Annotated in this window: 22 protein-coding genes and 1 pseudogene; 17 read left to right on the forward strand and 6 right to left on the reverse strand. The window is 45.1% G+C overall.

The features are described 5' to 3' along the window. Positions 1–321: 321 nt before the first annotated feature. The 12 genes from ilvB (at position 322) to leuB (ending at position 14609) form a co-directional block, all read left to right on the forward strand. The gene (gene ilvB / locus GK047_RS14455; RefSeq protein ID WP_163947694.1) at positions 322–2067 is read left to right on the forward strand and encodes a biosynthetic-type acetolactate synthase large subunit; all 1746 of its coding nucleotides are present in this window, start codon (positions 322–324) and stop codon (positions 2065–2067) included. Next, a complete protein-coding gene (gene ilvN / locus GK047_RS14460) occupies positions 2067–2555 on the forward strand; it encodes an acetolactate synthase small subunit (protein WP_163947901.1) in 489 nt (162 codons plus the stop codon). Before ilvB ends, ilvN begins: the two co-directional genes overlap by 1 nt. Positions 2556–2698: 143 nt before the next feature. Continuing rightward, a complete protein-coding gene (gene ilvC / locus GK047_RS14465; protein WP_163947697.1) occupies positions 2699–3691 on the forward strand; it encodes a ketol-acid reductoisomerase in 993 nt (330 codons plus the stop codon). 121 nt (positions 3692–3812) lie between these two features. Beyond that, entirely contained in the window at positions 3813–5360 is a 1548-nt protein-coding gene (locus GK047_RS14470; RefSeq protein WP_163947904.1) for a 2-isopropylmalate synthase, read from the forward strand. Positions 5361–5454: 94 nt separating this feature from the next. Beyond that, entirely contained in the window at positions 5455–6651 is a 1197-nt protein-coding gene (locus GK047_RS14475) for an aminotransferase-like domain-containing protein (RefSeq protein WP_163947700.1), read from the forward strand. Positions 6652–6858: 207 nt separating this feature from the next. Next, positions 6859–7128 carry a hypothetical protein gene (locus tag GK047_RS14480; protein WP_163947703.1) on the forward strand — a complete coding sequence of 90 codons (270 nt, stop codon included), beginning with the start codon at positions 6859–6861 and terminating at the stop codon, positions 7126–7128. A gap of 256 nt (positions 7129–7384) precedes the next feature. Beyond that, positions 7385–8920, forward strand: a complete 1536-nt coding sequence (locus tag GK047_RS14485) for a spore germination protein (protein ID WP_163947706.1) — start codon at positions 7385–7387, stop codon at positions 8918–8920. Then, positions 8917–10017, forward strand: coding sequence for a GerAB/ArcD/ProY family transporter (locus GK047_RS14490; protein WP_163947710.1), 1101 nt, complete (start codon positions 8917–8919; stop codon positions 10015–10017). Before GK047_RS14485 ends, GK047_RS14490 begins: the two co-directional genes overlap by 4 nt. Further along, positions 10014–11132 carry a Ger(x)C family spore germination protein gene (locus GK047_RS14495; protein WP_163947713.1) on the forward strand — a complete coding sequence of 373 codons (1119 nt, stop codon included), beginning with the start codon at positions 10014–10016 and terminating at the stop codon, positions 11130–11132. The genes GK047_RS14490 and GK047_RS14495 overlap by 4 nt, the downstream gene beginning before the upstream one ends. A 30-nt stretch (positions 11133–11162) precedes the next feature. Further along, positions 11163–12272: a GerAB/ArcD/ProY family transporter gene (locus tag GK047_RS14500; RefSeq protein WP_163947716.1), complete on the forward strand. Its 1110-nt coding sequence runs from the start codon at positions 11163–11165 to the stop codon at positions 12270–12272. Continuing rightward, on the forward strand, positions 12259–13377 hold the full coding sequence (locus GK047_RS14505) for a Ger(x)C family spore germination protein (protein ID WP_163947718.1): 1119 nt from the start codon (positions 12259–12261) through the stop codon (positions 13375–13377). Before GK047_RS14500 ends, GK047_RS14505 begins: the two co-directional genes overlap by 14 nt. A 152-nt stretch (positions 13378–13529) precedes the next feature. Continuing rightward, on the forward strand, positions 13530–14609 hold the full coding sequence (leuB, locus tag GK047_RS14510) for a 3-isopropylmalate dehydrogenase (RefSeq protein ID WP_163947721.1): 1080 nt from the start codon (positions 13530–13532) through the stop codon (positions 14607–14609). Positions 14610–14623: 14 nt separating this feature from the next. Here the strand turns inward: leuB and GK047_RS14515 are convergent, their stop codons facing one another. After that, positions 14624–14785, reverse strand: a complete 162-nt coding sequence (locus GK047_RS14515; RefSeq protein ID WP_163947724.1) for a hypothetical protein — start codon at positions 14783–14785, stop codon at positions 14624–14626. Between the two features lie 123 nt (positions 14786–14908). Between GK047_RS14515 and GK047_RS14520 the strand changes: the two genes are divergently transcribed. From GK047_RS14520 to GK047_RS14540, 5 genes are all read left to right on the forward strand, one after another. Beyond that, entirely contained in the window at positions 14909–15457 is a 549-nt protein-coding gene (locus GK047_RS14520; protein WP_163947727.1) for a peroxiredoxin, read from the forward strand. Positions 15458–15538: 81 nt separating this feature from the next. Then, positions 15539–15922 (forward strand): glycine cleavage system protein H, encoded by a 384-nt coding sequence (locus GK047_RS14525; RefSeq protein WP_163947730.1) that lies wholly within the window; start codon positions 15539–15541, stop codon positions 15920–15922. 213 nt (positions 15923–16135) lie between these two features. Continuing rightward, positions 16136–16924: an ABC transporter ATP-binding protein gene (locus GK047_RS14530; protein ID WP_163947732.1), complete on the forward strand. Its 789-nt coding sequence runs from the start codon at positions 16136–16138 to the stop codon at positions 16922–16924. A 3-nt stretch (positions 16925–16927) separates the two neighbouring features. Continuing rightward, on the forward strand, positions 16928–18601 hold the full coding sequence (locus tag GK047_RS14535; RefSeq protein WP_163947735.1) for a hypothetical protein: 1674 nt from the start codon (positions 16928–16930) through the stop codon (positions 18599–18601). A 244-nt stretch (positions 18602–18845) separates the two neighbouring features. After that, on the forward strand, positions 18846–19229 hold the full coding sequence (locus tag GK047_RS14540; RefSeq protein ID WP_163947738.1) for a nuclear transport factor 2 family protein: 384 nt from the start codon (positions 18846–18848) through the stop codon (positions 19227–19229). A gap of 214 nt (positions 19230–19443) precedes the next feature. On the opposite strand, the gene GK047_RS14545 is transcribed toward GK047_RS14540, so the two are convergent. The 5 genes and pseudogenes from GK047_RS14545 to GK047_RS14555 form a co-directional block, all read right to left on the reverse strand. Then, positions 19444–21405: a glycoside hydrolase family 15 protein gene (locus GK047_RS14545; RefSeq protein WP_163947741.1), complete on the reverse strand. Its 1962-nt coding sequence runs from the start codon at positions 21403–21405 to the stop codon at positions 19444–19446. A 225-nt stretch (positions 21406–21630) separates the two neighbouring features. Continuing rightward, entirely contained in the window at positions 21631–23763 is a 2133-nt protein-coding gene (locus GK047_RS14550) for a 1,4-alpha-glucan branching protein domain-containing protein (protein WP_240343955.1), read from the reverse strand. Continuing rightward, on the reverse strand, positions 23760–23957 hold the full coding sequence (locus GK047_RS29685; RefSeq protein ID WP_240343956.1) for a hypothetical protein: 198 nt from the start codon (positions 23955–23957) through the stop codon (positions 23760–23762). The genes GK047_RS14550 and GK047_RS29685 overlap by 4 nt, the downstream gene beginning before the upstream one ends. Beyond that, a pseudogene (locus GK047_RS30650) lies at positions 23911–24669 on the reverse strand (1,4-alpha-glucan branching protein domain-containing protein); the annotation flags it as partial. The gene GK047_RS29685 and the pseudogene GK047_RS30650, both read right to left, overlap by 47 nt. Continuing rightward, positions 24666–25193, reverse strand: a complete 528-nt coding sequence (locus tag GK047_RS14555; RefSeq protein WP_163947747.1) for a DUF4912 domain-containing protein — start codon at positions 25191–25193, stop codon at positions 24666–24668. The pseudogene GK047_RS30650 and the gene GK047_RS14555, both read right to left, overlap by 4 nt. Between the last annotated feature and the right edge of the window lie 50 nt (positions 25194–25243).

Here is a 25243-nt window from a genome sequence, read left to right on the forward strand (position 1 = left end):
CTTGCTGAAACCATCGCCTTAATCCCTTAAGTACGAGGTCACCTCGGAGCTGTTTTCCTGAAACATGCGGCAAGGCCGCTATGGTAGGGAGAATCGGAATAGCACACGTTACTGTGCTGAGGGTATTGTTCCTAACGGATCATACCTGCTAAGGCTATGTGCTGTGAAGTGCGTAGCAAATTTGGGTGGTACCACGGAAGCTTTAACCCCTTTCGTCCCGTTTAACACGTTACGTGCGTGTTCGGGATGAATAGGGGTTTTTCTTGTTTTCAAAGAAGCTTGACGATTCACAGAGACTGACTTTTTGAGAGGAGGATCACAATGAATGTTCAAACTGAACCAAAAAGGTCAAAAGAAGAATTGATTAAAGAGCTGACGCAACCAGATCTTATTACAGGATCTGAGATTTTGCTCAGAAGCTTATTGCTGGAGGGTGTGGAGTGCGTCTTTGGTTATCCAGGCGGCGCTGTATTGTACATCTACGATGCCATGCATGGCTTTTCGGATTTCAACCACTTATTGACACGACATGAGCAAGGAGCCATTCACGCTGCTGATGGATATGCACGTTCCACTGGTAAAGTTGGTGTATGCATCGCAACTTCCGGACCGGGGGCGACGAACCTTGTCACAGGAATAGCTACAGCCTATATGGATTCTGTTCCACTGGTTATTATTACAGGAAACGTAGCCACAAATTTCATCGGTACGGATGCTTTTCAAGAGGCAGATATTACCGGTATTACGATGCCGATTACGAAACACAGTTATCTTGTTAGAGATGTAGAGGATCTGCCGCGTATTATTCACGAAGCTTTCCATATTGCCAATTCAGGTCGTAAGGGCCCGGTTCTTATTGACATACCAAAGGATGTCTCCGCTCATAAGACTGTGTTTAAACCAGTCACTGAGGTAAGTATTCGGGGTTACAACCCGACCGTACAACCGAATAAACTGCAAGTGGATAAGCTGATTAAGGCGATTGAAGAAGCTGAACGTCCAGTTATTATTGCAGGTGGCGGCGTTGTATACGCGAATGCTTCCGAAGAATTGATCGAGTTCGTAAATAAAACGCGTATCCCGGTTACAACGACCTTGCTCGGATTAAGCGGCTTCCCAAGCGCGCACGAGCTGTGGATGGGAATGCCGGGTATGCACGGAACGTACACGGCTAACCAAGCGATTCAGAACGCGGATTTGCTGATCTCCATTGGTTCCCGATTTGATGATCGCGTAACGATGAAATTGGATGGATTTGCGCCGAAGGTGAAGAAAATCGCGCATATCGACGTTGATCCCGCCGAGATTGGCAAGAACGTAAAAACAGATATTCCTTGTGTAGGGGATATCAAGGCTGTTCTGGAGTACGCGAACACAAAAGCAAAGTCTGCAAAGAGCGAAGCTTGGATCGCAGAAATTAAGGAAAGTAAAGAAAAATTCCCTTTGAAATATAACGAAACGAGCGATGAGCTGAAGCCTCAGTTCGTTGTTCAAATGATTAGTGAAACGACCAAAGGCGAAGCGATTATAACAACGGACGTTGGACAACACCAAATGTGGGCAGCCCAATTCTATCGTTTCAAAAATCCTCGCTCGATGGTGACATCCGGCGGTCTGGGCACGATGGGCTTCGGATTCCCTTCAGCGATCGGGGCTCAAATGGGTAATCCCGATAAGCTGGTAGTTTCCATTAACGGCGATGGCGGTGTGCAAATGTGTGCGCAAGAGCTGGCCATCTGCGCGATCAATAATATTCCGGTTAAGGTTGTTATCATTAACAACCAAGTGCTTGGGATGGTTCGTCAGTGGCAGGAAATCATTTATGACAACCGCTACAGCCACATTGATTTGGCCGGAAGCCCAGACTTTGTGAAGTTGGCGGAAGCTTATGGCGTAAAAGGCCTGCGCGCCACAACCAAGGAAGAGGCTCGTAGAGTATGGCAAGAAGCGCTTGATACGCCAGGACCGGTCGTTATTGATTTCGTTGTTCCTAAAGGCGAGAATGTGTTCCCTATGGTTAAAGCGGGCGACACAATTAGCGACATGTTAATGGGGGATTCGGAATGATGATAACTAAACATACGGTTTCCGTACTCGTAAACAATCAGCCAGGTGTCCTGCAGCGTGTATCCGGCTTGTTCGGACGCAGAGGCTTTAACATTGAAAGCATCACGGTAGGGGAGTCCGAGGAAATCGGGCTTTCCCGGATGGTTATTGTAACAACGGGAGACGACAATACGTTGGAGCAAATCTCCAAGCAGCTGTACAAGCTGATCGATGTGATTAAAGTTATCGATCTAAGCTCGAATCCGATGGTTGCCAGAGAGCTTGCGCTTATTAAAGTAAATGCAGAGCCTACCATGCGTCCGGAAATACTTGGAATTGTTGAAACATTCCGCGCGGCGGTTGTTGATATCGGGCCTAATTCAATTATCGTGCAAGTTGTAGGAGATTCAGATAAAATAGATGCAATGGTCGAATTGCTTCGTCCTTATGGCATTCGTGAGCTTTCCCGTACGGGAGCTACGGCAATGATTCGTGGTTCAGTGAGATAATTAAGCTTGAAAAGCAGGCAAAGCCGCCTTGAGTGGGGCTTTCAGCGGTTAATTCTTTAGCGCTTGAAAAGGGTAAACCGTTGAAACACCCACTCAAGGGGTAGACAATACGGATTCATCATACCAAAGGAGGATTTATTCGAATGGCAGTTACTACTTACTATGAAAAAGATGCAGACTTAGCGGTATTAAAAGGTAAAACAATCGCAGTTGTTGGTTATGGTTCCCAAGGGCACGCACAAGCACAAAACTTGCGTGATAGTGGATTGAACGTTATTATCGGCCTTCGTGAAGGTCGCTCCTGGAACACTGCAAAAAATGATGGTTTCGAAGTTGTTTCCGTTGAAGAAGCAGCAAGACGCGCTGACGTGATCCAAATCTTGATGCCTGACGAAACACAAGCTCGTGTATACCGTGAATCTATTCAACCGAACTTGAAACCAGGCGCAGCAATTATGTTCTCCCACGGTTTCAACATTCACTTCGGACAAATCGTTGCTCCAGAAGGTACAGATGTATTCCTAGTGGCACCTAAATCCCCTGGTCACATGGTTCGCCGCACGTATGTTGAAGGCTTCGGCGTTCCTGGCTTGATTGCAATCGAGAAAGACGCTACTGGCAACGCAAAAGCAATCGGTCTTGCTTATGCCAAAGGTATCGGCTGTACTCGCGCTGGTGTAATCGAGACGACTTTCCGCGAAGAAACAGAAACGGATTTGTTCGGTGAGCAAGCCGTATTGTGTGGCGGTGCATCTGAACTTGTTAAAGCAGGTTTCGAAACGCTGGTTGAAGCTGGTTATGCACCTGAGATGGCCTACTTCGAGTGTCTGCACGAGCTGAAATTGATCGTTGATATGATGTATGAAGGTGGACTTGCTTCCATGCGCAGCTCCATCTCCAATACAGCTGAATACGGTGACTATGTAACTGGACCTCGTATCATCACAGCTGAAACGAAAAAAGCGATGAAAGCTGTACTTTCCGATATTCAACAAGGTAAATTCGCTCGTGACTTCATTTTGGAAAACCAATCCAACAATGCTTTCATGAACGCGACTCGCCGCAACGAAGCAGAACACCCGATCGAAGTGGTTGGCGCTCAGCTTCGTGAAATGATGCACTGGATCAAGAAGTAGGATAAGCACTATTTAACTTCATAGGTATTTCATTCCACAGGGAGTGATTGGGGCGAATTTCCCAATCACTCCCTGTGAATACTATTTAGACTTTGCTATAAAAATCTTAGGAGGTGACATGGTGCGTAAAATTTATATCTTTGATACGACTCTGAGAGACGGGGAACAATCACCGGGTGTGAACCTGAACGTGCAGGAAAAGGTTGAGATTGCCCTACAGCTCGAGAAGCTTGGCATCGATCGTATGGAGGCTGGTTTCCCGGCAGCGTCACCAGGTGACTTAGCGGCTGTTAATGCGGTAGCTAGAGCTGTTAAGAACGCTTCCGTCATCGGTCTTTCCCGATCCCGGGAACAGGATATCGAAGCGGTGAGAGAAGCGCTGCAAGGTGCACAGGATCCGTGTATCCATCTTTTCTTGGCGACATCTCCGATTCATCGCCAGTATAAGCTGAAGATGGAGAAGCATCAGGTACTGGAGACCGCTGAGGCAGCGATTAAATACGCCAAGAAGTATTTTAGCAAAATTGAGTTCTCGCTTGAGGATGCAGGTCGTACGGAACTGGATTTCATCGCCGAAGTGACGGCAATGGCTATACGCGCAGGCGCAACGGTTGTTAATATCCCGGATACGGTGGGCTATATGACACCTTATGATTATGGAAACATTTTCAAAATGGTGAAGGAGACTGTGCCTGGTGTTGAGAAGATTCAGCTGAGCGCGCACTGCCATGACGACCTCGGAATGGCGACTGCGAATGCGCTTGCGGCCGTACTGAATGGCGCCGATCAAATCGAAGGCACCATTAACGGGATTGGCGAACGAGCAGGTAACACTTCGATCGAGGAAGTGGCTTTGGCGCTCGAAACGCGCCAAGAGTTTTTCGAAGCGAAAACATCGCTTGTTTTGAGCGAGATTTATCGCACCAGCCGCTTGGTTAGCAAGCTGACCGGCATGGTGGTGCCAGGCAATAAAGCGATTGTCGGCGCTAACGCGTTCGCTCATGAGTCAGGCATCCATCAGGATGGGATGCTGAAGGAGAAAACAACCTACGAGATTATCTCACCGGAGACCATCGGGGTCAAGGAGAGTAAGCTCGTCATGGGTAAACACTCCGGACGCCATGCATTCCGCGAGAAGCTGATCGACCTCGGTTATGAGCTTGGTGAAGAGCAGGTGAATGTTGCTTTCGCCAAGTTCAAGGATTTGGCGGATCGGAAGAAAAACGTGGAAGACGAAGATATCCGCGCGCTGATCGAAGAGAAACTGATTGAGACGCCGGAGGTTTTCGGACTTGGCACGCTGCAAGTTGCCTATGGCAACCAAATGACGCCAACCGCTACCGTGCATGTTCGCTTACAAGATGGTAGTGATATCGCTGAAAGCGCAGTCGGCAATGGCTCCGTGGATGCGATTTACAACGCCATTGATAAGGCAACGAAGGAAGAAGTCGAGCTTGATGATTACTCGATTAAATCCGTTTCTCACGGCAAAGATGCACTTGGAGAAGTACATGTTGTGTTGAAACAAAAGGGTGTATCCGTTCAAGGACGAGGCATTTCCACTGATATTCTTGAAGCAAGCGCCAAAGCTTATTTGGACGCAGTGAATAGACTCATTGAGAAACGCAAAACACCAACGAGCAATAGAAGCAACGTCACGTTAATTTAACGGCCTTGCATGCACAACTCAACTGATAAGCACCTCACCTCCCTACTTGAGAGAAGTGGGGTGCTTTCTACAAATACGAAAGGATGCGTCCGTTATGAAATATCGTTTTTCTAAATCGTTGGAAGGCTTCTCTTCTTCGGCGGTAAGAGAAATTTTGAAGCTGACTCAAGGCAGCTCCATCATCTCCTTTGCTGGCGGATTACCGGCTGAAGAGTTTTTCCCATTGGATGCTGTGAGCGAAGCCTTTCAGCGTGTGATTGGTGGAGGCAAACAAGCTTTACAGTACGGATTAACTGAAGGATATAAACCGCTTCGCGAATCTCTTTGTCGTCGTATGGCGGCGAAGAATATGCACGTAACTCCCGATGATATGCTGCTGACGACAGGATCACAGCAAGCTATCGATCTGCTCACGCGCGCTTATATTGATCAAGATGATGTTATCCTTGTCGAGAGTCCGACTTATCTTGCCGCGATTCAAGTTTTTCAGGCTAAAGGGGCTAAAGTCTATTCCGTCGAAAGCGATAGCGACGGGATGGTTCTTGAAGATCTAAAAGCGAAAATCGCTGCGCATAATCCGAAAATGGTTTATGTGATCCCGACCTTCTCCAACCCGGCAGGCCGTGCGTGGAGTTTGGAGCGCCGCCAAGGGTTGCTCGACATTTGCAGCGCCGCTGAAGTGCTTATCCTGGAAGATGATCCTTACGGGGAGATCCAGTTTAATGAGGCGGAGAGCTATCCGACGATCTTTTCGTTAGGCGGTTCGTCTGAGGGCGGCTGTGTCGTGTATACGAGCACCTTTTCCAAAACGGTCGCTCCTGCATTCCGCACAGGTTGGGTGATGGCGGATCAAGCCGTTATTCGTCAAATTGCGCGTTTTAAACAATCCGCAGATTTGCACTCCAGTACGATCGATCAGCAGACGCTGTATCATTTGTTGGAGCATTTTGATTTGGATGCGCATATTTCATTAATCCGTGAGCATTACGGGGAGCGGATGAAGTTCATGGCGAATCTGCTATCTGAACTCAACTGGCCTGGATTGAAATGGGAAGAACCCAAAGGCGGCATGTTCATCTGGGTGGAACTTCCTGAGCAAATACGAGCAGAAGATCTGCTTAAAATTGCCGTTCAAGAAGGTGTAGCCTTCGTACCAGGGTCTACGTTCTTCGCGGAAAATCCGAAGTATAATACGATGCGCCTTAATTACACGCATACGGATCGTGAGAATACGATTCTGGGCATGCAGAAGCTAGCCAAGGCGATGGAATCTTATTTGCAAAATGCATGAAAAGCAACACTCACAAGCGTTTTAAAACTTGTGGGTGTTTTTTATTTGGGATGCAGAGGAGCAATCGTTCTCAGCCAGCTGTTCAGCTGTTCATCAGCTTGTTCCAGCAGCTCAAGGGCTCGATTTTAATGAACAAACTTGGAATTGACTTGGTAAATATTTCAATATAAACTCAAGGGGAGGACAATTGAAAGGAGAGATTGCGTCATGTTGAGGCTAATATCCGATTATTTGTTCATGGGATCATTATTGTTACTCCTCATTACTTTTGTTGCAAAGGGTGCATTGAGCCAAGGATTTACTGGTGTCACAAGTTTGGATGGCACGAGTGGAGCAGCTACAGATTTAAATATGGAACATAATCGCAAAAAAATATTTCAACTGCAAGATTCCTTGATAGGTAGGATCATAAAGTCTTATTTATTCTGGATTTCAATAGTTGGTTTACTGGTTTCTATAGTCATAACCAAATTATAAGTGAGAACAAAGAGTCATCAAGCCAGAGATATACTGACGCTGGGTGGCTCTTTTCCATGCAAATCTGGTTAATCGGCTCGACCTTCGACTACGCGAATATCTGATTTTTTCTAGTGGGATTTGCGACACCCAAGGCCATTTGGATGATACATCCGGATGGTTTTTTTGCATTTGTGTTCATAAAGTTAATTTCGGAATAATTTTACCTTAATGTGGGAAACTTTTTAGTACAGGACTTAGGAACGGTGGTGCAAGGATGGGGACGATCCGGAGATGGTTAAATGGGATGAGATCGGTTCCAATCAAGGAATCATCCGATCAACTTAATCAACCGATTTCAGGTACTCTTGAAAATAATTTAGTTAACCTACGAGCATTATTTAGCCACGCCCCAGATCTGGTTACTCGTCAGTTTCAATTGAGAACAGGGGACGATGCCGTACTTGTTTATTTAGAAGGGCTTATTGATAAATCAGCAATTAACAATAACATCTTAACCCCGCTCATTTATGAAATTGATTCGGTTAACGATATCTGGAACTCTTCCATTACCATCGCAAAAACAGAAATTGTAACCTTATGGTCAGATATTGAAAACTCGATTTTCCAAGGTAAAAGCATCCTGTTGATTGATGGGCAGACGCGCTCGCTTGTTTTGCATACGCAAGGCTGGCCTCAAAGAGCGATTAAAGAGCCGCAAATCGAATCGACGTTAAAGGGGTCGCACCAAGGATTTGTAGAGACGTCCGGACAGAACATTGCCCTTATCAGGCGATATCTGCCTAATCGTGAGCTGAAAATCAAAGAGTATACGGTGGGGTCTCGAGGAAATACGAGAGTGTCTATCATGTATCTGGAAGATGTTGTTCAACCTGATTACGTGAAAGAAATGGAGGACCGTCTACTGCAAGTGAAAGTGGATGCTATCTTAAATACGGGTGAATTAGCGGAATTTATCGAAGATCATCCGATAAGTATGTTTCCACAGTTAATCATGACGGAACGTCCGGATTCTGCTGCAGCCCATATTTTGCAAGGAAGAATAGCAGTTATTGTTGACCATTCGCCCAGTGTGATCATTGCTCCTGTAACCTTTTCGGCATTCTTTCAAAGTGTCGATGATTACAGCAATCGTTGGATCATAGCCTCTTTTCTACGGGTATTACGCTATATAGCCTTAGTTACGACGATCTCTTTATCGGCTGTGTACATAGCCATTGTTTCGTTTCACTATGAAGTACTTCCTTTGGATTTGTTGATATCGATTGGGGAGTCCAGAGCAAAAGTACCTTTTCCTCCGATTATAGAGGCGCTTCTAATGGAACTAGCCCTAGAGATGTTAAGGGAAGCAGGGTTGCGCCTTCCTGGTCCTATTGGACAAACGATAGGTGTCGTGGGAGGTATTGTCATCGGTCAGGCGGCGGTGCAAGCGGGAATCGTAAGTAATATCATGGTTATTATCGTTGCTATCACGGCAATTTCCTCTTTCATTATCCCTGATTACGATATGTCCTCCTCGCTGAGGTTGCTCCGCTTTCCAATGATGCTTATGGCCGCTTTGTTCGGTATGGTGGGCATTGTGATTGGGCTGATGATTATTGGTGCGCACCTAATCTCGATGGAGTCTTTTGGAATATCGTATGGGAGTCCGATTGCTCCCATCCGTCTGTCTGACTGGAAGGACGTATGGATTCGTGTTCCGATGTGGAAAATGAAAAAACGCCCGCTTTCGGCCAATCCAACTCAGCTACAAAGACAGGGGGTAAACAGAGAAGGTGAAGATCAACCATGAGTAAGTATTCGTTTAATCAAATCTCCTTAAAACAATATATCTTTATTATATTTGAAACCCAAGTAGGGATCGGTATCCTATCCCTTCCCCGCGATTTAGCTAAAACTGCTGGTACGGATGGATGGATATCCATTGTATTGGGTTGGTTATTGTCAGTTCTTCTCAGTTTAGTGATTATAAAAATTATGGAGAAAAACCCTGAATATACGTTATTCGAGCTTTTATCTAAATACTTCGGCAAGTGGGTGGGCAAAAGCTTATCTGTTCTTTGGATTCTGTATGCGGCATATGCAGCAAGCGTGGTCATGTTTTCAACGATCCATATTGTAAAGGTATGGATCGCACCGGATATATGGGACTTCATCTTGATGATCCTGTTTATCATTCCCATCTATATGATGACGAAGCAAGGAATAAGGGTGATCGGACTCTTTGCTGAGTTAGTTTTTCTTATCTCTTTGTGGATGCCCTTCTTGTTATTATTTTTATTAAAGAATATTGAGTGGCTTTACCTTCTTCCAATTGCTAAAGAAGGCTTGTTTCCCATATTGTCTACCGTGAAATCGACACTGCTTTCCTTCCTCGGATTTGAACTGGCTTTCATCCTATATCCGTTTCTAAAGGACAAGAAATCCGCGTCCAAAGGAATTGTGATTGCAAATTCTTTATCCATGATTACTTTTTTAATGGTGACAGTGATCAGTTTTGTTAAGTTTTCTCCGGAAGAAATCAAAGACTACGCTTATCCCACGCTCAACTTATTGAAGCTCATCCGATTGCCGTTTTTGGAACGGCTAGAGATTACGTTTCTTTCTTTTTATTTGTTTATATTATTTATGACGATCATTCCCTACATCTACACAGCTGTGTTGGGAGCAAGTCAATTAAGCGGCAAGCAGGATCATCGCAATACTTTACGAATACTCATGTGCCTATGGATCTTCTTGTCATTCTTTTTCCACCCTTCTTTCTCCCAAGTATCTCAAATGGGCAAATCATGGGGAATGGCAGGTTTATATTTCGCTGCGGTGTTTCCCCTTCTCCTTTGGATGTACGGATGGCTGTTTCATCTCGCTAGAAAGGAGCAGAAGCAATGAAGGAAAGGTGTGGTATTTTTTTAGCATTGGCAGCTTTATTGTTTGTAACCGGGTGCGGCAAGGCGGTTTATATAGAGAATCAACAGTTTATTCTTGCTCATGCGATGGACCTTAATGATGAAAAGAAGTTGGTCATATATGTTGCAAGTTCTGTCTTTAGCAGTGAAGCTACGAAGAGATATAAAGTCACAACCGCAACGGTGGATACAATACGAGAATCGAGAAAAAAACTCGGATCGAAAATAAACGGTAGTCTTGCACCTGGAAAATTGCAAAGTATTCTTATAGGAAAAAAAATGCTGCAGCAAACGAATGTGTTACCGTATTTGGATGTTCTCTTTCGCGATCCTAAAAATGATATTAATGCAAATATGATTGTGGTCGATGGATCTGTGAAAGAGGTGATGTATACGAATATGAGTGATAAAGGCGAATTGGGAGGCGTGATTAAACAACTGGTAGAAAGCACATATAAAAGCAGGATTACCGTGCAGACTACCCTGCAGAAATTTCATCAGCAAATGATGGATAGCGGAATGACGCCATGCATAACTGAAATGAAAGTAGAGAAGAATGATCTCGTTATTTCAGGAACCGCTCTTTTACATAAAGATGGCACCTATGCTACTTCCTTGAATTATCAAGAAAGTTCTCTGCTGTTTTTGCTGCAGCACAATTTGAAAAAGAGGATTTCACTAACCTTTCATCTTCCTTCTGAAATCTTTCAAACAGATGAAAAAATGTCCTATGTAAGCTTCGACATTAAAAAAGCAAAGCTGAACTTTAAGGCGAAATTCGAGGGGGATCGTCTTGCCATCGAGATTCCTATGAAGGTTCAGATCGATTTAACGGAACGTTTGTTTACCTTAGACATGGAGAAGCAGAGTAAAGCGTTGGAATATGCGATTGAACAAGAACTGAAAAAGGAATGCGAGACTTTAATCAAAAAAGTTCAAAAACATCAGGTTGATCCCTTTCATTTTGGGATATACATGAGGGCGTACAACTACAAAAACTGGAAGGGAATTCAGAGTAATTGGGGAACAACGCTATCCAAAGCAACAGTTAAAGTCTCTCCTAAGGTGACCATCAAAAGTATAGGAGTTTCCGAGTAGCGATGAGTAGAAAGGGGGAAGGACTTCACGATGAGCAAATATTCGTTTAATGAAATTTCTTTGAAACAATTCATTTTTATTATATTTGAAACGCAAGTGGGGGTTGGTGTTCTTTCTCTTCCTGGCGATTTAGCCAAAACCGCCGGTACCGACGGGTGGATATCTATTATATTAGGTTGGATTTTGGCTAATCTTCTCAGTCTTGTCATTATAAAAATTATGGAGAAAAACCCTGGATATACTTTATTTGAAATTTTGACCAATTACTTTGGTAAGTGGGTAGGTAAAGGTTTATCCGTACTATGGATCCTGTATGCCATGTATATAGCCAGCATAGCCCTTTTTTCAGCGATTCATATCATAACGATATGGATATTACCGAGAACGCTGAATTTTATATTGATCATTCTGTTTATCATTCCTAACTATTTGATTCTTAAGCATGGAATAAAAGTAATTGGAATCGTCTCAGAGCTTGTTTTTATTACCGTATTATGGATTCCCCTCTTGTTGTTATATGCGCTAAAGGATGCAGAATGGTTGTACCTTCTTCCAATCGGTAAAGAAGGCATTCTTCCAATTCTGTCTACCGCAAAGTCTACACTCCTTTCTTTCCTTGGATTTGAAATGGCATTCCTATTATATCCATTTCTAAAGGATAAGAAATCAGCGTCTAAGGGAATCATCATTGCGAATTCGTTATCCATGAGTATATTTTTAATGGTGACGATAGTCAGTTTTGTCAAGTTTGCTCCTGAAGAGATCACAGACTATTTGTATCCCACATTAAACTTAATGAAGGCCATCCAACTTCCAGTCATAGAACGATTGGAGATCCTCTTTCTCCCCTTTTATTTGTTTATGCCATTTATGACGATTGTTCCTTACCTCTATATGTCTGTGTTTGGAGCAAGTCATTTATTAGGCAAGCAAGATCATCGAAATTTATTGCTCATTGCTTTGTTCTTTTGGATCGCAGTATCCTTCTTTTTTATCCCTTCTTCTGACCAAATAACACAATTGAACAAAGGGGTATCGATGATTGGTATATGTTTTACTTTTGTATTTCCCATCTTATTTGGGATCTACGGATGGCTTTATCATTCCTTTAGAAAGGAACGGAAACATGAAAAAGTGTAATTTTATAGGTCTATCGTTGGCAACCTTATTGCTTGTAACCGGGTGCGGTAAAGCCGTTTATATAGAGAATCAACAGTTTGTTCTTACAGAGGCTATAGATTTTGATGAGAATAATAAGCTAGTCGTGTACACGGCAACGCCTGTTTTCAACAAAGAAGCCACAGATAAATATAAAATCACATCCACTGGGTCAAATACGATGCGCAAATCAAAAGGGCAAATTGATAGTAAGACGAGCGGCAGCCTTGCTTACGGAAAATCGCAAAATGTGCTAATAGGAAAAAAACTGTTGCAGCAAAGGGACGCATTTCCCTATTTAGATGTTCTCTTCCGCGATTCTCGAAATGAGATTAATGCGAATGTGATTGTGGTTAATGGGACCGTTAAAGATGTCATGTATACGAACACGAGTGATAAAGGCCGAATCTCCAGCGTGATCAAACAACTGGTAGAAAGCTCACATAAGAGCAGTATTACCGTGCAAACTTCACTACAGAAATTTCATCAACAAATGAAGGATAAAGGGGTGACGCCTTCTTTATCTGAAATGAAAACAGAGAAAAACGAAATCGTTATTGCAGGTACTGCTCTATTGCATAAAGACGGCACCTATGCGACTTTTTTGAATAATCAAGAAAGTTCTCTGCTCATCTTATTGCAGCGCGATACGAAAAATATGATACCGTTAACGTTTCACTTTCCTCCTGAAATGTTTCATACGGATGAAGCGATGTCTTATGTGAGCTTCAATATAAAAAAGGCAAAGTATAAGTTCAAGATAAATTTCGAAGATGACCATCTTACCCTCGATATCGAGATGAAGGTTCCGATCGATTTGACGGAGCGCATGTTTGCTTTAGACTTAGAGAAGAAGAGAAAGCAGCTAGTACTAGCCATTGAACAAGAACTGGAAAAACAATGTGCGGCTTTACTTAAGAAAGCTCAAAAATATCAGGTTGATCCCTTTGGTTTTGGGGTTTATGTGCGGGCACACGATTATAAAAATTGGAAGAAGGTAGAGGATAACTGGGAAAAAGTCCTATCTGAAGCAACCGTAAATGTTTCTCCTAAAGTTATCATCAAAAGTATCGGGGTTTCTGAATAGTAAATGTTGATAGGCTATACCTATAAATGCGATAGCTTTTATATCTAAGTGAGAGTGACCAAGTTATGGTACAATAAAAACAGTTTATAACCGTTGTAAGTGTATACATAGCTAGTTTTCCTAAGGGAAACTCTAAGGAGTGAAGGATAGTCATGGCAGAAGTTAAAAAAATCGCTGTAATCGCTGGGGACGGAATCGGACCCGAGGTCGTTGCAGAAGCAGAAAAAGTATTGAAGCGCACCGAAGAATTATTCGGTTATCAATTTGAAACAGAGCATGCCTTATTCGGAGGTATTGCAATCGATGAGAAAGGCACGCCGCTTCCAGAAGAAACCTTGAAAGTTTGCCAATCGGCAGATGCTGTTCTACTTGGGGCAGTCGGCGGACCCAAATGGGACAACAACTCGAAAGAGCTTCGTCCGGAAACAGGATTGCTCGGCATTCGTAAAGCGTTGGGCTTGTTCTCGAACATTCGTCCAGCTGTCGTTTTTGACTGCTTAAAAGAAGCTTCGACACTGAAGCCTGAAGTTCTGGAAGGCACAGATCTGGTCGTTGTACGCGAGCTGACAGGAGGCATCTACTTCGGTGAGAAGTTCCGTCGTGAAACGCCTAACGGTCAAGAGGCTGTGGACACTTGTGCATATAATGTAGTGGAGATTGAGCGAATTGCTCGCCAAGCGTTCGAAATCGCCCAAACTCGCCGTAAAAAGTTGGCTTCGGTCGACAAAGCGAACGTTTTGGAAACTTCCCGTCTCTGGCGCGAAACGGTTAATCGGATTGCAGTCGATTATCCAGATGTAGAACTGGAACATGTTCTCGTGGACAACTGTGCGATGCAGCTGCTGCGCCGCCCATCCAGCTTTGATGTTATCGTAACCGAGAACATGTTCGGAGACATTTTGAGCGATGAAGCAGCTATGCTCACAGGTTCCATCGGCATGTTGTCCTCTGCTTCCCTAGGCGAAGGCAGCTTTGGTTTATATGAGCCGGTACATGGCTCTGCTCCGGATATCGCAGGACAAGGCATCTCCAATCCAATCGCAACGATTCTTTCAGTTGCCTTGATGTTCCGCCTGACATTCGGCTATCACGATGCAGCGGAAGCAATTGAGCGCGCGGTGAAAGAAGTGCTTGATGCGGGTCACCGCACAGGCGATATCGCCGTCGATAAGAGCAAAGCCATCGGCACGGTTGCGATGGGCGAACTGATCGTTAACGCGATGCGCAAATAAGTAAAAAGAGCTCGTCAGCTGAAGCATGTGATACATGCTGCTGACAAGCTCTTTTTTTGTGCTTCATTTTTGGCGATGGAAATGGGTGAAAATAAGCGGCAGAAGCGATTTTGTTGATCTTCGGATAAGGGAAGCAGCGCGCTGAGAAATGTTCGGAGAGATGCAATTTCGCTCATGTTCATGAAGCCTCCTTTTATTATAATAATTATTATTTAATATAGGATCTAATTATTGACTTTCAAGTAGGCGGATGTTACCATTTTATACGAAGAAGATAGATATGAGGAGGAATTATACACATGGCAGAGCGTTTAGTTGGTAAACAAGCTCCAGATTTTACAATGGAGACAGCTACAGGTGATGGTAAAGAGTTTGGTAAAGCTTCTTTGTCTGATTACAAAGGAAAATGGTTAGTATTGTTCTTCTATCCATTGGACTTCACATTCGTATGTCCTACAGAAATCACAGCTTTGAGTCATGCTGCTAGTCAGTTCAAAGAACTGGACACTGAGATTCTTGGTGTTTCCATCGACAGCATTCACACTCACAAAGCTTGGATCAATACACCAATCAATGACAATGGTCTTGGCAAATTGGAATTCCCGCTTGCTGCTGACATCACGAAATCCGTAGCTCGTGACTACGGCGTTCTGATTGAAGAAGAAGGTATCGCGCTTCGCGGTCTGTTCATCATCGATCCAGAAGGCGAATTGAAATACGAAGTAGTTAATCACAACGACGTAGGTCGTAGCGTAGAAGAAACACTTCGTGTGCTTCAAGCGCTTCAATCCGGCGGATTGTGCCCAATGAACTGGAAACCAGGCGACAAAAACCTGGTTGTTAAATAAGGTTTTAACAAATGAAGAGGCTCCTCTTGTTGGCATGCGAATGCGAGCGGAGGAGCTTTTCTTAGTTGGAGGAAAACGGGCGTGTCAGTACCCACACATTTGAAATATAGCAGAGATCACTTCTGGATTAGGCTCGAAGATGAAGTGGCCGTAATTGGTTTGACGGATACTGGGATTACCGAATGGGGGATGATCCTTTACATTGATCTGCCGGAGATGGATATGCGCGTGGATCAAGGCGAGTATCTGGGTTCGGTCGAGAACGTGGATGGAGAGCACGATTTGCGCTCACCTTTATCAGGTCGTGTGACGGCAGTCAATCGGTTAATCGAGAGAGCAGCGCTGCTACTGCACGAATCTCCTTATGATAAAGGATGGTTGTACGCCATTCAGTGGAGCCGGGAGTCAGAACTGGAACAATTATTGGATGCAGAGGCTTATAAGTTGCATACATCGTTAGAATGAGCTGCATGATGAAGAAACGTAAGACCGCTTACATAGGGTTTTGCGTTTTTTTTAGATAGAGCGAGCATCTTCGGCTCTTTTTTTAGAATTTGTTTTGACTTGGATAGCCTGCTAGGAAGTCTATGATCACCATTAAAAGGTAGATAATTCCAATCCATTTTTGGTATGATGGGTAGGCATGGAAGCTTAGAATCCGACAAAGCAGGTGGGGAAATGGGAAATTCCGAAGGCAATGTGCTATCGATTAAGGAGCTTAGAATGAAATATGAGGACAGATTTATCCTACGAGGGATTGACCTAGAGGTAGAGCGAGGACAAATCATAGGCTATATTGGTCCGAATGGGGCAGGAAAAAGTACGACAGTCAAAATTATGCTCGGTCTTGTTACAGGCTATTCAGGGCAGGTGTGCATATTTGGTCAAGATATCGCGGATGGTGATACAGCTTATAAAAGAAGAATCGGATATGTTCCAGAAATTGCGGAGATGTACGACAACTTAACCGCTAGCGAGTACCTCTCTTTTATCGGGGAGCTCTATGGCATGACGCATGACAACGCTGACTATAAAGCACGAAGACTGATGAGCAAATTAGGGCTGGAAGACGTGTATCATGCCCGAATCTCCTCCTACTCCAAAGGGATGAAGCAGAAGGTCATGCTCATCTCAAGTTTGCTGCATGACCCGGATTTGCTGTTTTTGGATGAACCATTAAGTGGTTTGGACGCGAACAGTGTCATGATTGTCAAAGAAATTTTGATGCAGCTAGCCCAACAAGGCAAGACGATTTTCTATTCTTCCCATATCATGGACGTCGTGGAGAAAATCAGTTCTCGCATCGTATTGCTCAATGGAGGCGAACTCGTAGCGGATGGCAGCTTTGAGGATCTGAAAGAGCAATGTAAGGAAGGGACCTTGGAGCAAATTTTCAATCAGCTGACTGGGTTTCATGAGCACCAAGAAATAGCGGAACAATTCGTATCTATTGTACGTGAGGAGTAACGCATGAAAGATTACAGATCCCTACGAGTATTAGATAAGTTTGAAGCGATATTCAACAAGCTGGGGGCAGATTATCCAGTGATGAGGCGGATCCTTCAGGTTAAGCTGACGATGGATGGAAGACGAAGTACAACGATTCTTCAAGGAGCCTTCAATAACAAAAAAGCCGCTGAGCAGCACAACGATGAGAGTAATCAGTTCATCAAATCGCTCTGGATTTATGCGCTTATGGGGCTTATCATGGTTCCCTTTCTCCTCATGGGTAAACATTACTTGTTTCAAATGAGCCTTGTTTTTGGTATCTTTTCTTTTCTTATCATGACGACCATGATCTCTGATTTTTCCTCTGTCCTGTTAGATGTGCGAGACCAAAACATCTTATTTACGAAGCCGATCAGCAGAAGAACGATGAATTTGGCCAAAACCGTGCATGTAAGTATGTACTTGTTCTATCTGACGAGCGCCCTAATGGCTGCCCCGTTGTTAGCCTCATTATTTCGCCAGGGTATTTGGTTTACGTTCATTTTTATAATGGAGATTGTCCTGCTGGATTTATTTTTTTTAGTGCTAACGGCGATGCTGTATTTGTTTATTTTGCAATTTTTTGATGGGGAAAAACTCAAGGATATTATTAACTATGTCCAAATTAGCCTAAGCATCATGATCATGCTTGCTTATCAACTGCTTGCTAGGTCGTTCGAAATTATTCGAATGAATATTGTTTTTCAACTCAAATGGTGGCAAATCTTCATACCGCCCCTATGGTATGGAGCCTTCACGGAGATGTTGTTTCAAAAAAAGATAGATGGTTCTCATATTGCTTTTTCCATTCTAGCGCTAGTCGTCCCAATTCTCGCTATTATCGTATATATTCAATTCATTCCGTCCTTTGAACGTAACCTTCTGAAACTCTCTCACGAAGGAGTAGGAGGAAGGAGAAGCGGTAGTTTCATTCCCGATCGATACCTGAAGTGGGTATGTAGAGAACCTATGGAGTGGACTTTCTTCCGATTTGCCGTTAATATGTTGAAAAATGAAAGGGAATTCAAGCTGAAAGTGTACCCTTCATTCGGATTTGCGATGGTATTTCCGTTTATTTTCATCTTCAATGAGCTCAGAACGTCATCCTGGGCAGCGTTAAGCGCGAGCAAATGGTATTTGACCATTTATTTCACCTTTACGCTTATCCCTACAGTCATCTTAATGCTGCGGTATTCAGGTACTTACAAAGGGGCATGGATTTACAAGGTTACGCCGATTGCGTCAACCTCATCTATCTTCAAAGGAACGATGAAGGCGTTTATCATCAAACTTTTTTTTCCAATGTTTCTGTGGGAAAGTATTATTTATGTGGGGATATTTGGATGGAAAGTTGTTCCTGATTTGTGTCTTGTCTTATTAAATGCTTCGCTTTACGCCATTATTTGCTTTCTGAGCATGAATAAAGCACTCCCGTTCTCAGAATCGTTCCAATGGGCACAGCAGCGAGACACTTGGAAAGTATTTCTCCTCCTGTTCCTTATTGTCGGAATTAGCGCGGTGCACTATTTCAGCACCTCAGCTCCTTACGGCACGTATATATTCATTCTTATTTCGGCGGTTTTGAATGGGCTATTGTGGCGTTATGCATTCCGAGTACAGACTGTTAAGAGAGCTGCTGCTTCAGCTTCTGAATAGGGTTGTGCACAATTGATAAAAAAGTCAACACCCCCGATTCTTCTGACACGCTATTGAAATTGATGCTTTGTTGGCTCGTAAGAGGCTAATTGCCTGATCAACCTTCTCTAAGGTACTCGCCTTCCGTTGGGCGATGGATGCTCTTCAGATGGGCTGTCATGACCGTATTACATATAAAGGATAAATTTATGTTTTAACGAATATAGGTATTATGCAAATAAAAATGGATGAGAGGAGCATGACCATGATTAGTATAAAGAACAAAGAAATCATCGAAAAATATATTGAGGCTTACAATTCATTTGATATTGAAAGCTTGGTTAAGCACCTACATAAAGATATCCAGTTTAGGAATTTTTCGAATGGTAAAATTGACACAGAAACGAGAGGAATACATGAGTTTAGAGAACTGGCGGAAAAATCGATAAAGATTTTCTCTAGCCGTCATCAGACAGTTACTAAATACAGTACTGTAGGCGATAAAGTAGAAGTACATATTGATTATGATGCAATAGTGGCTGTTGATTTGCCTAACGGATTAAAGGTTGGAGATAAGATTCAACTAAAAGGGAAGTCAGTATTTGGGATTCATGAAGGAAAAATATCATTAATTGAAGATTACAGTTAAGTGACCACCGTTAGACTGGACACGATAGCTCAATAATGACAACAAAACAGCGGCAGTCTATGACTTTATTTTCAACAAACAGTAAGCTTCGACAAAAATGGTCTCTATAAAAAAGAATCCGGAGGGTGAGCACTTGTTGTCAAAGTGTTCACCCTCCGGGTCATTTCTATAGAAGGCCATTGGTATTCTAGGCCGTTCTAGATTGGCTTACTTGTTACTTTGCAAGCTGCTTGTATTTGTTTAAATACTTCACAACGGCAAGAACATAAGTGGCATGCGACCAAGTGAGCGGAGCTACGGAAACGGGATCTCCCGTGAAAGGATCTAACTGCTCCGGCAGAACGCCGCTTTCCATAGCATGCTTGACAACCCATTCCAGTGTTTGTCGAGGGGCTTCAAGATCAGCAAGCGTTTTGGCGTATTCGATTTCCCATTCAGCGATCCACAGCGTACAAATAATCCATGGGTTACCTGGAACATTATCGATATCGGTGGAACGTTGAAAGTAATAATCGTGTTGATAGCGGGCGGATCCACCGACTTCGGTTTTGATCGTGAGGCCATTTTTATTCGCTCTCATTGTGCTTACGACACGATCATCATCCGCAGGTAAGACACCGAATTCGAAAATGCCATAAACGGAGCTTTCCAACGTCATATCTTTGACCCATTCACCATCTTCCATATATAAACCACGGACGAAGCGGCCTTCATTTTCATCCCATAAATGTTTAAGAATACCCGATTTAATCTTCTCAGCCGTATGCTTGTAACGATTGCTTCGCTCTTCATCCCCAAACAGATTGCTGAAGTTCGAGGCGGCGATAAGTCCGCCGTATACAGCTGAGGCTGTGAATGTGTAGATACCGTAACGTTCTTCCCATAAATCATAGCTCGGCTTTGGCAAGTTAAGCTCCTGATCCACGTAAGTGGACATAAATCTTGCCGCTCTGCGAATCAGGTTACGGTAGAGAGATTGCGCAAACTCAAGGGAGCCGTTTTTTTGGAAATCTTGCCAGAGCGCGAACAGGACAAGGGCTGTTTCATCCTCTTGGATGGGCAGCTGTACACGTCCGGAATGAATGTAAGGATGCCAACTTGAGCCCACCGTGCCGTCGGGATTGTATTTATGATGCAGGTATCCTTCGGATGAGAGCACGTTGGCACAGAAGTTGAAGAACGGAATAATCATGCCCTGATAGCCAGCCATAGACATGGAATAAGCAATGAGCGCGCCATCCCTCGGCCACATATAGCTATAATGGTCGCGATTGCTTTGCATAATGTCCGAGTCGTTAGCCGCTATGATGGCGCCGTTCACATCGGTTTGCGTCCTAACAATCAGAAGACTTTGCTTGAAGAGACGTTGAACGTTTAAAGGCAAATCACCATAATCGCGTTCTGATTTGTTAGCCCACCGCTGCCAATAGACCGTTACACGGTCCAGCAGTTTACCAGGGTGACTGTCTTTGACATATGTGTCTAACTTCTTAACTTCCTCCAGGTTTTTACCTGCACCCATCCAATAATACATCGTTTGATTAGCTTCAGGAGGTACGAAAAGCCGGAAGGAAATTGTACTATCCACGGACCCTTGCGCAATAGCATTGCCCATCAAGTGTCCGTCTTCCGCATCGCGCCAAGTACCCTCGGCGTTATAGAACCTTTTGACACCAGTTGAGTACTGATAAATGCCTTCCGTTCCGGTACTGCCGTTAAACATGAAATATCTGTCCTTTTTATAATGAAAAACGGTATTCGTCGCAGGATAGTAAGCGGCGGTATCCCCAACCTCTGTTTCATTAATCAGCAGGTCTTGATTGAAGAACATGCGTACTTCGCGTACGGTGTTTTTATGATTCGTAATTTGAATGCGCTTTAAGTAAATATCTTCGCGCTGATGAACGCCGTCATTCATGAGCAGGGTGACGCCAAGGCCAGGATGTGTAGCCGTTACCTCGGTTACGAGAGAATCTTCTACATATCCAAGCTTAAATTGCCATTCTGGGGCATTAAGCCATGCGAAAGCACCATCCACCCATATACCTACACGGCACTGATATCCGCCGATATGGTTAAGCTGGCCTACGAAAGGATAGTACAGATCGCGCATGTAGGAATGCTGATCGAGGTTAATGAGAAATTTTCCGTTTCCGATGACCAGATGTCTAGGCAAAAAATCACTTCCCTACTCGTTTGTTTGATTACGATGCGGCAAACCTTCCCTTTATCATCGATGGTTACTATCGCTATCGCGTCTCTAGTATGACTTTTGATCGAACATGATCAGCACAGGGCTTGCAACTAGGTTACCTAATTATTACCAAGGAATCAATGATTCTTTGAAAAAATTCTGAATATTTAAAGTGTGGGCGCTTACAAATTGGTATCAATTCACATATTATTTTATTATTTCCTGCTGTGAAGGGAATATACCTGAATTCGGTACCCATCGGTTCATTACTTCGCTGTAGACGGCTGTCGTTGAATCGCAGATATCTCGCCAGTTAAAAACGGTGAGAACCTTAGCGGCCGCAACCTCTATGAGTTGATCACCAAGTTCGGGATGCTCCAGCCATTCTGCCATTTTCCAAGCAAGTGCGTTCACATCGTCAGCAGGTACTTTACAACCGTCAATGCCATGTTCCACAATTTCGGCAAGACCTCCAATATCGGAAACGATGAGTGGAGTACGGCTGGCCATGGCCTCCAAGGCGACGAGGCCGAACGGCTCGTAAAGACTCGGAAATACGCAAAATTCAGCTGCTTGAAGCAGCATCTGTTTGTCATCCTCATCGAGAAAGCCAGTGAAGTATACTCGGTCGCCTAAGTGTTCCGCTTGGAGCTGCAGTGAATCTTGTGCAGGGCCAGCTCCTGCAATGACAAGCTTAGCAGTAGGGAAGCGTTTGAGCACGAGACGCATGGCGGCGATGAGGATATGGACACCTTTTTCGTGGACGAGTCGTCCAAGAAAACAGATGATGCGGTCCTGACCAGCAGCTTCACTGATCGCTAATAATAGAAGCGGGTTTGCCGTTTTCGAATAAGGTTCTGGTTTGCGATAAGACTCGATGCCATTTGGAATTCGGGTCACTTTGCAGATCGGCAGCTTAAACAGCTGACACACCTCAGCTTGCATGTATAGACTGCAAGCTATTATTTGATCGGCTTCGCGGGTTAGCTTCGCTTCAAGTTCATGAATTCGCTGCTGAATGTCGCCTTCCAGATTTCCTTGATTTCGCCCAAATTCGGTAGCGTGGATCGTGGCAAGGAGCGGAAGACCAAGCATTTGTTTACTTTCTTTGGCTGCGTAAACAACGAGCCAGTCATGAGCATGGACGATATCGAATGCTACGTTCTGTTGAGATAAACGAAGTATCGTATCTGTGAAAGCCATATTCATTTGAAAGACCCAGTCCAAGAAATTTATGGCTTGAATGGATTGAAGCACTTGTACTCTATGAATGTGCACCCCGTCCGATATTTCGTAAGAGGGACTGTCGGGAGCATGGCACGTAATGACATGTACGGTGTGTCCCGATAAAGTAAGCTGTTTGGACAAGTCGCAGACAGCTCGGGCAAGGCCGCCGATTACGCGCGGCGGATATTCCCAAACGAGCATCAAGATGCGTAAGGGCTTGTTCCGGGCTAATGAGTGCTGAGATGATGCTTGAAGGATCTTGTCGGCAGAAGCTTGAGAAGATTCTTGAAAGTCCTCTTGCAGAGAAAACGCATGTTCATTGTATTCTTTATAAAATTGATAGCTAATCTGTCGGAGAACGGGTGATCTTCTTTCTAAGCGATTCAGTGTCTCTGAGAGGTATTCAGAGTGGTTGTCCGCGCTGTTATCTATATGTTCGAGTAGTAGATGGCATTGTTCTAAATGCGTTTTAATTCGATGCTCGGCGTAAGCGGTCACAGTTCCTGCATCTAGGATGAATGTCCAGTCGCTGCTTTGCGCAAGCATGAGCTCGCGCGCAGCTTGATTGAGCATGCGCTTCTGCCATACAGAGAGCAGAGAGTCGTCGCGATATTTCCTCGCGGCAAGAATCATGCGATCTTCTGCTGCATGAAGCTGTGGCTGCACCCACTGGCTGCGCGGCTGCAGCCAGACTTCGGCATAGCCGCCGCGGCCCCAGCTCGACACGGGAAGCTCCGCTTCCGTGGTGGGCGCATGGGCGGTGGCGTAGTCGCCTAACGTAGTTGTAGACACAACTACGTCTGAACTGCTGCTGCGCGCGGCATCGAACCCGCGGAGTACGGCTTCCAGCCACTGAGGGCCTTCGTACCACCAGTGGCCAAATAGCTCAGCATCGTAGGGGCATACGATGATTGGTGGCTCTGACGCCTGTGGCTGGCGTTCGCCCGCGGCCGTATGCCAGGCCTCGCTCTCGCTAGCGAGGCGGCGAAGCTGTGTCACCCGGGCAGCTACGAAATGCTCAGCATGCTGCTGAGCTTTCTGAGCGGCGCGCTCCGGGTGGTAGGGCGCTTTGTCGCTGCCTGTGGCGGTGTCAGTGACGCGGTGGTATTTCAAGCCCGTATGAATACGCTCGCCATCTGGCAGCACATAGGGCTTGATGTAGTCCCACTCGGCCCCGCCTGCGCGGCCGAGGTCGTAGCCGATATCGCGATAATATTCGCGATAGTCGGCATCGCTCGGGTATCCCGAATCGGCGCTCCATACCTGGGCGCCGGCTTCAAGGTCCCGAGCGAAGGCGCAGGCGCCACCCTGGGTGCGCAGGGGCGTGCCCGTCCGGGCCTTCGCGTCTGATGCCGTCACCGCCTGCGCGTGCGCATGGGCGTCGACGACGAAGTAGCGAAGGCCTAGCGCCTGCAGGTGGGGCTCCACCGCAGGCGTATAGCCACATTCCGGCAGCCAGATCCCTGCCGGGGCGGAGCCGAAGTGCCGCCGGAACTCGGCTACGGCGGCTTCAAGCTGGGCGCGCAGCGCGGTATCGTTCTTGATCAGGGGCAAGAACGCATGTGTTGCAGCGCACGTGATTAATTCGATGCAGCCTGTGTCTCGCAAGCTGCGGAACTTCGTGATGAGATCGCCGCCCAGGCGATCGTAGAGCTTCACAAGCCGACGATAACGGCTTTGATAGAGCATGGCCGTAGGGACGAAGTCCGCGTCCCCCCATAAGCGAAATACTTCCCGCTTAGCCAACTCGCTCAACGCAGTAAGATGCTTGCGAAGTCTCTCCTGCAGAAGCGGATTCTCCATCATCGCGAGCAATGGGGGGGAGAGAGACAGCGTCAAACGAAAGCGAACACCATCCTCAAGAAGTCGTTCCAGCATATCTATGAGTGGCAAGTAACTGTCGATAACCGCTTCGAAGAACCAACGCTCTTCTAACGTAACGCGTGTCTCTTCTTGCCCTACATAGGGAAGATGGGCATGCAGAAGCAAAGCAACATAACCATGAGCGGTTGGGCTCAATCCGAATCGCCTCCAGGTTCTCTATCTATCGCCTTCGGGATATACACCGAATAGGCTGAGAAATGTTCATAAGCTTCGGGTGTAATAACCCGGAAAGTTAAGGGGGGAAGCTGGCCTATACGAAGCTGGTCTTGGTTGACATGTGGAGCAGAAAGAGGAGACTCCACCTTATTAGAACGCAGAATCGGCAGAAATTGTCCGCGATCATTCAAAATGCCCAAATCTGCGATATAAACCCTCCCTTGATGAAATCCATGGAGAAAGCAGGATTCTCCCTGTGGAAGCGGAAGCTCGGATACTTCGCACGCGGTGCTCCCATCGAAATGAAGTCCTGTGATGTCATACACACGTAAAGTAGGATGAAGCGACTGCCAAGTGAAACCGAAATGCTCTTGAATCATGTCGCGTTTCCTCGCAGAGAGCTGCCAATACACAAATAGTACGGAAGGTGATTGTACAAGCAGATGGAGCGTATCCCGATCCGGATGATCGAGGGAGAGGGCTTGGGTAGAAATCGGACTCACCTTTTCTCTAGAGAGGTTGTAATTTCATGCTCACTTTGAGCAACATTGTA

It is taken from the genome of Paenibacillus sp. SYP-B3998 (genome assembly GCF_010820665.1).
GTDB lineage: Bacteria > Bacillota > Bacilli > Paenibacillales > NBRC-103111 > Paenibacillus_E.

Bases quoted from the DNA above. Each gene is read 5' to 3' on its own strand.
- ilvB (WP_163947694.1), top strand. From the start codon at position 322: ATGAATGTTCAAACTGAACCAAAAAGGTCAAAAGAAGAATTGATTAAA.
- ilvN (WP_163947901.1), top strand. From the start codon at position 2,067: ATGATAACTAAACATACGGTTTCCGTACTCGTAAACAATCAGCCAGGT.
- ilvC (WP_163947697.1), top strand. From the start codon at position 2,699: ATGGCAGTTACTACTTACTATGAAAAAGATGCAGACTTAGCGGTATTA.
- GK047_RS14475 (WP_163947700.1), top strand. From the start codon at position 5,455: ATGAAATATCGTTTTTCTAAATCGTTGGAAGGCTTCTCTTCTTCGGCG.
- GK047_RS14480 (WP_163947703.1), top strand. From the start codon at position 6,859: ATGTTGAGGCTAATATCCGATTATTTGTTCATGGGATCATTATTGTTA.
- GK047_RS14485 (WP_163947706.1), top strand. From the start codon at position 7,385: ATGGGGACGATCCGGAGATGGTTAAATGGGATGAGATCGGTTCCAATC.
- GK047_RS14490 (WP_163947710.1), top strand. From the start codon at position 8,917: ATGAGTAAGTATTCGTTTAATCAAATCTCCTTAAAACAATATATCTTT.
- GK047_RS14495 (WP_163947713.1), top strand. From the start codon at position 10,014: ATGAAGGAAAGGTGTGGTATTTTTTTAGCATTGGCAGCTTTATTGTTT.
- GK047_RS14500 (WP_163947716.1), top strand. From the start codon at position 11,163: ATGAGCAAATATTCGTTTAATGAAATTTCTTTGAAACAATTCATTTTT.
- GK047_RS14505 (WP_163947718.1), top strand. From the start codon at position 12,259: ATGAAAAAGTGTAATTTTATAGGTCTATCGTTGGCAACCTTATTGCTT.
- leuB (WP_163947721.1), top strand. From the start codon at position 13,530: ATGGCAGAAGTTAAAAAAATCGCTGTAATCGCTGGGGACGGAATCGGA.
- GK047_RS14515 (WP_163947724.1), bottom strand. From the start codon at position 14,785: ATGAGCGAAATTGCATCTCTCCGAACATTTCTCAGCGCGCTGCTTCCC.
- GK047_RS14520 (WP_163947727.1), top strand. From the start codon at position 14,909: ATGGCAGAGCGTTTAGTTGGTAAACAAGCTCCAGATTTTACAATGGAG.
- GK047_RS14530 (WP_163947732.1), top strand. From the start codon at position 16,136: ATGGGAAATTCCGAAGGCAATGTGCTATCGATTAAGGAGCTTAGAATG.
- GK047_RS14535 (WP_163947735.1), top strand. From the start codon at position 16,928: ATGAAAGATTACAGATCCCTACGAGTATTAGATAAGTTTGAAGCGATA.
- GK047_RS14540 (WP_163947738.1), top strand. From the start codon at position 18,846: ATGATTAGTATAAAGAACAAAGAAATCATCGAAAAATATATTGAGGCT.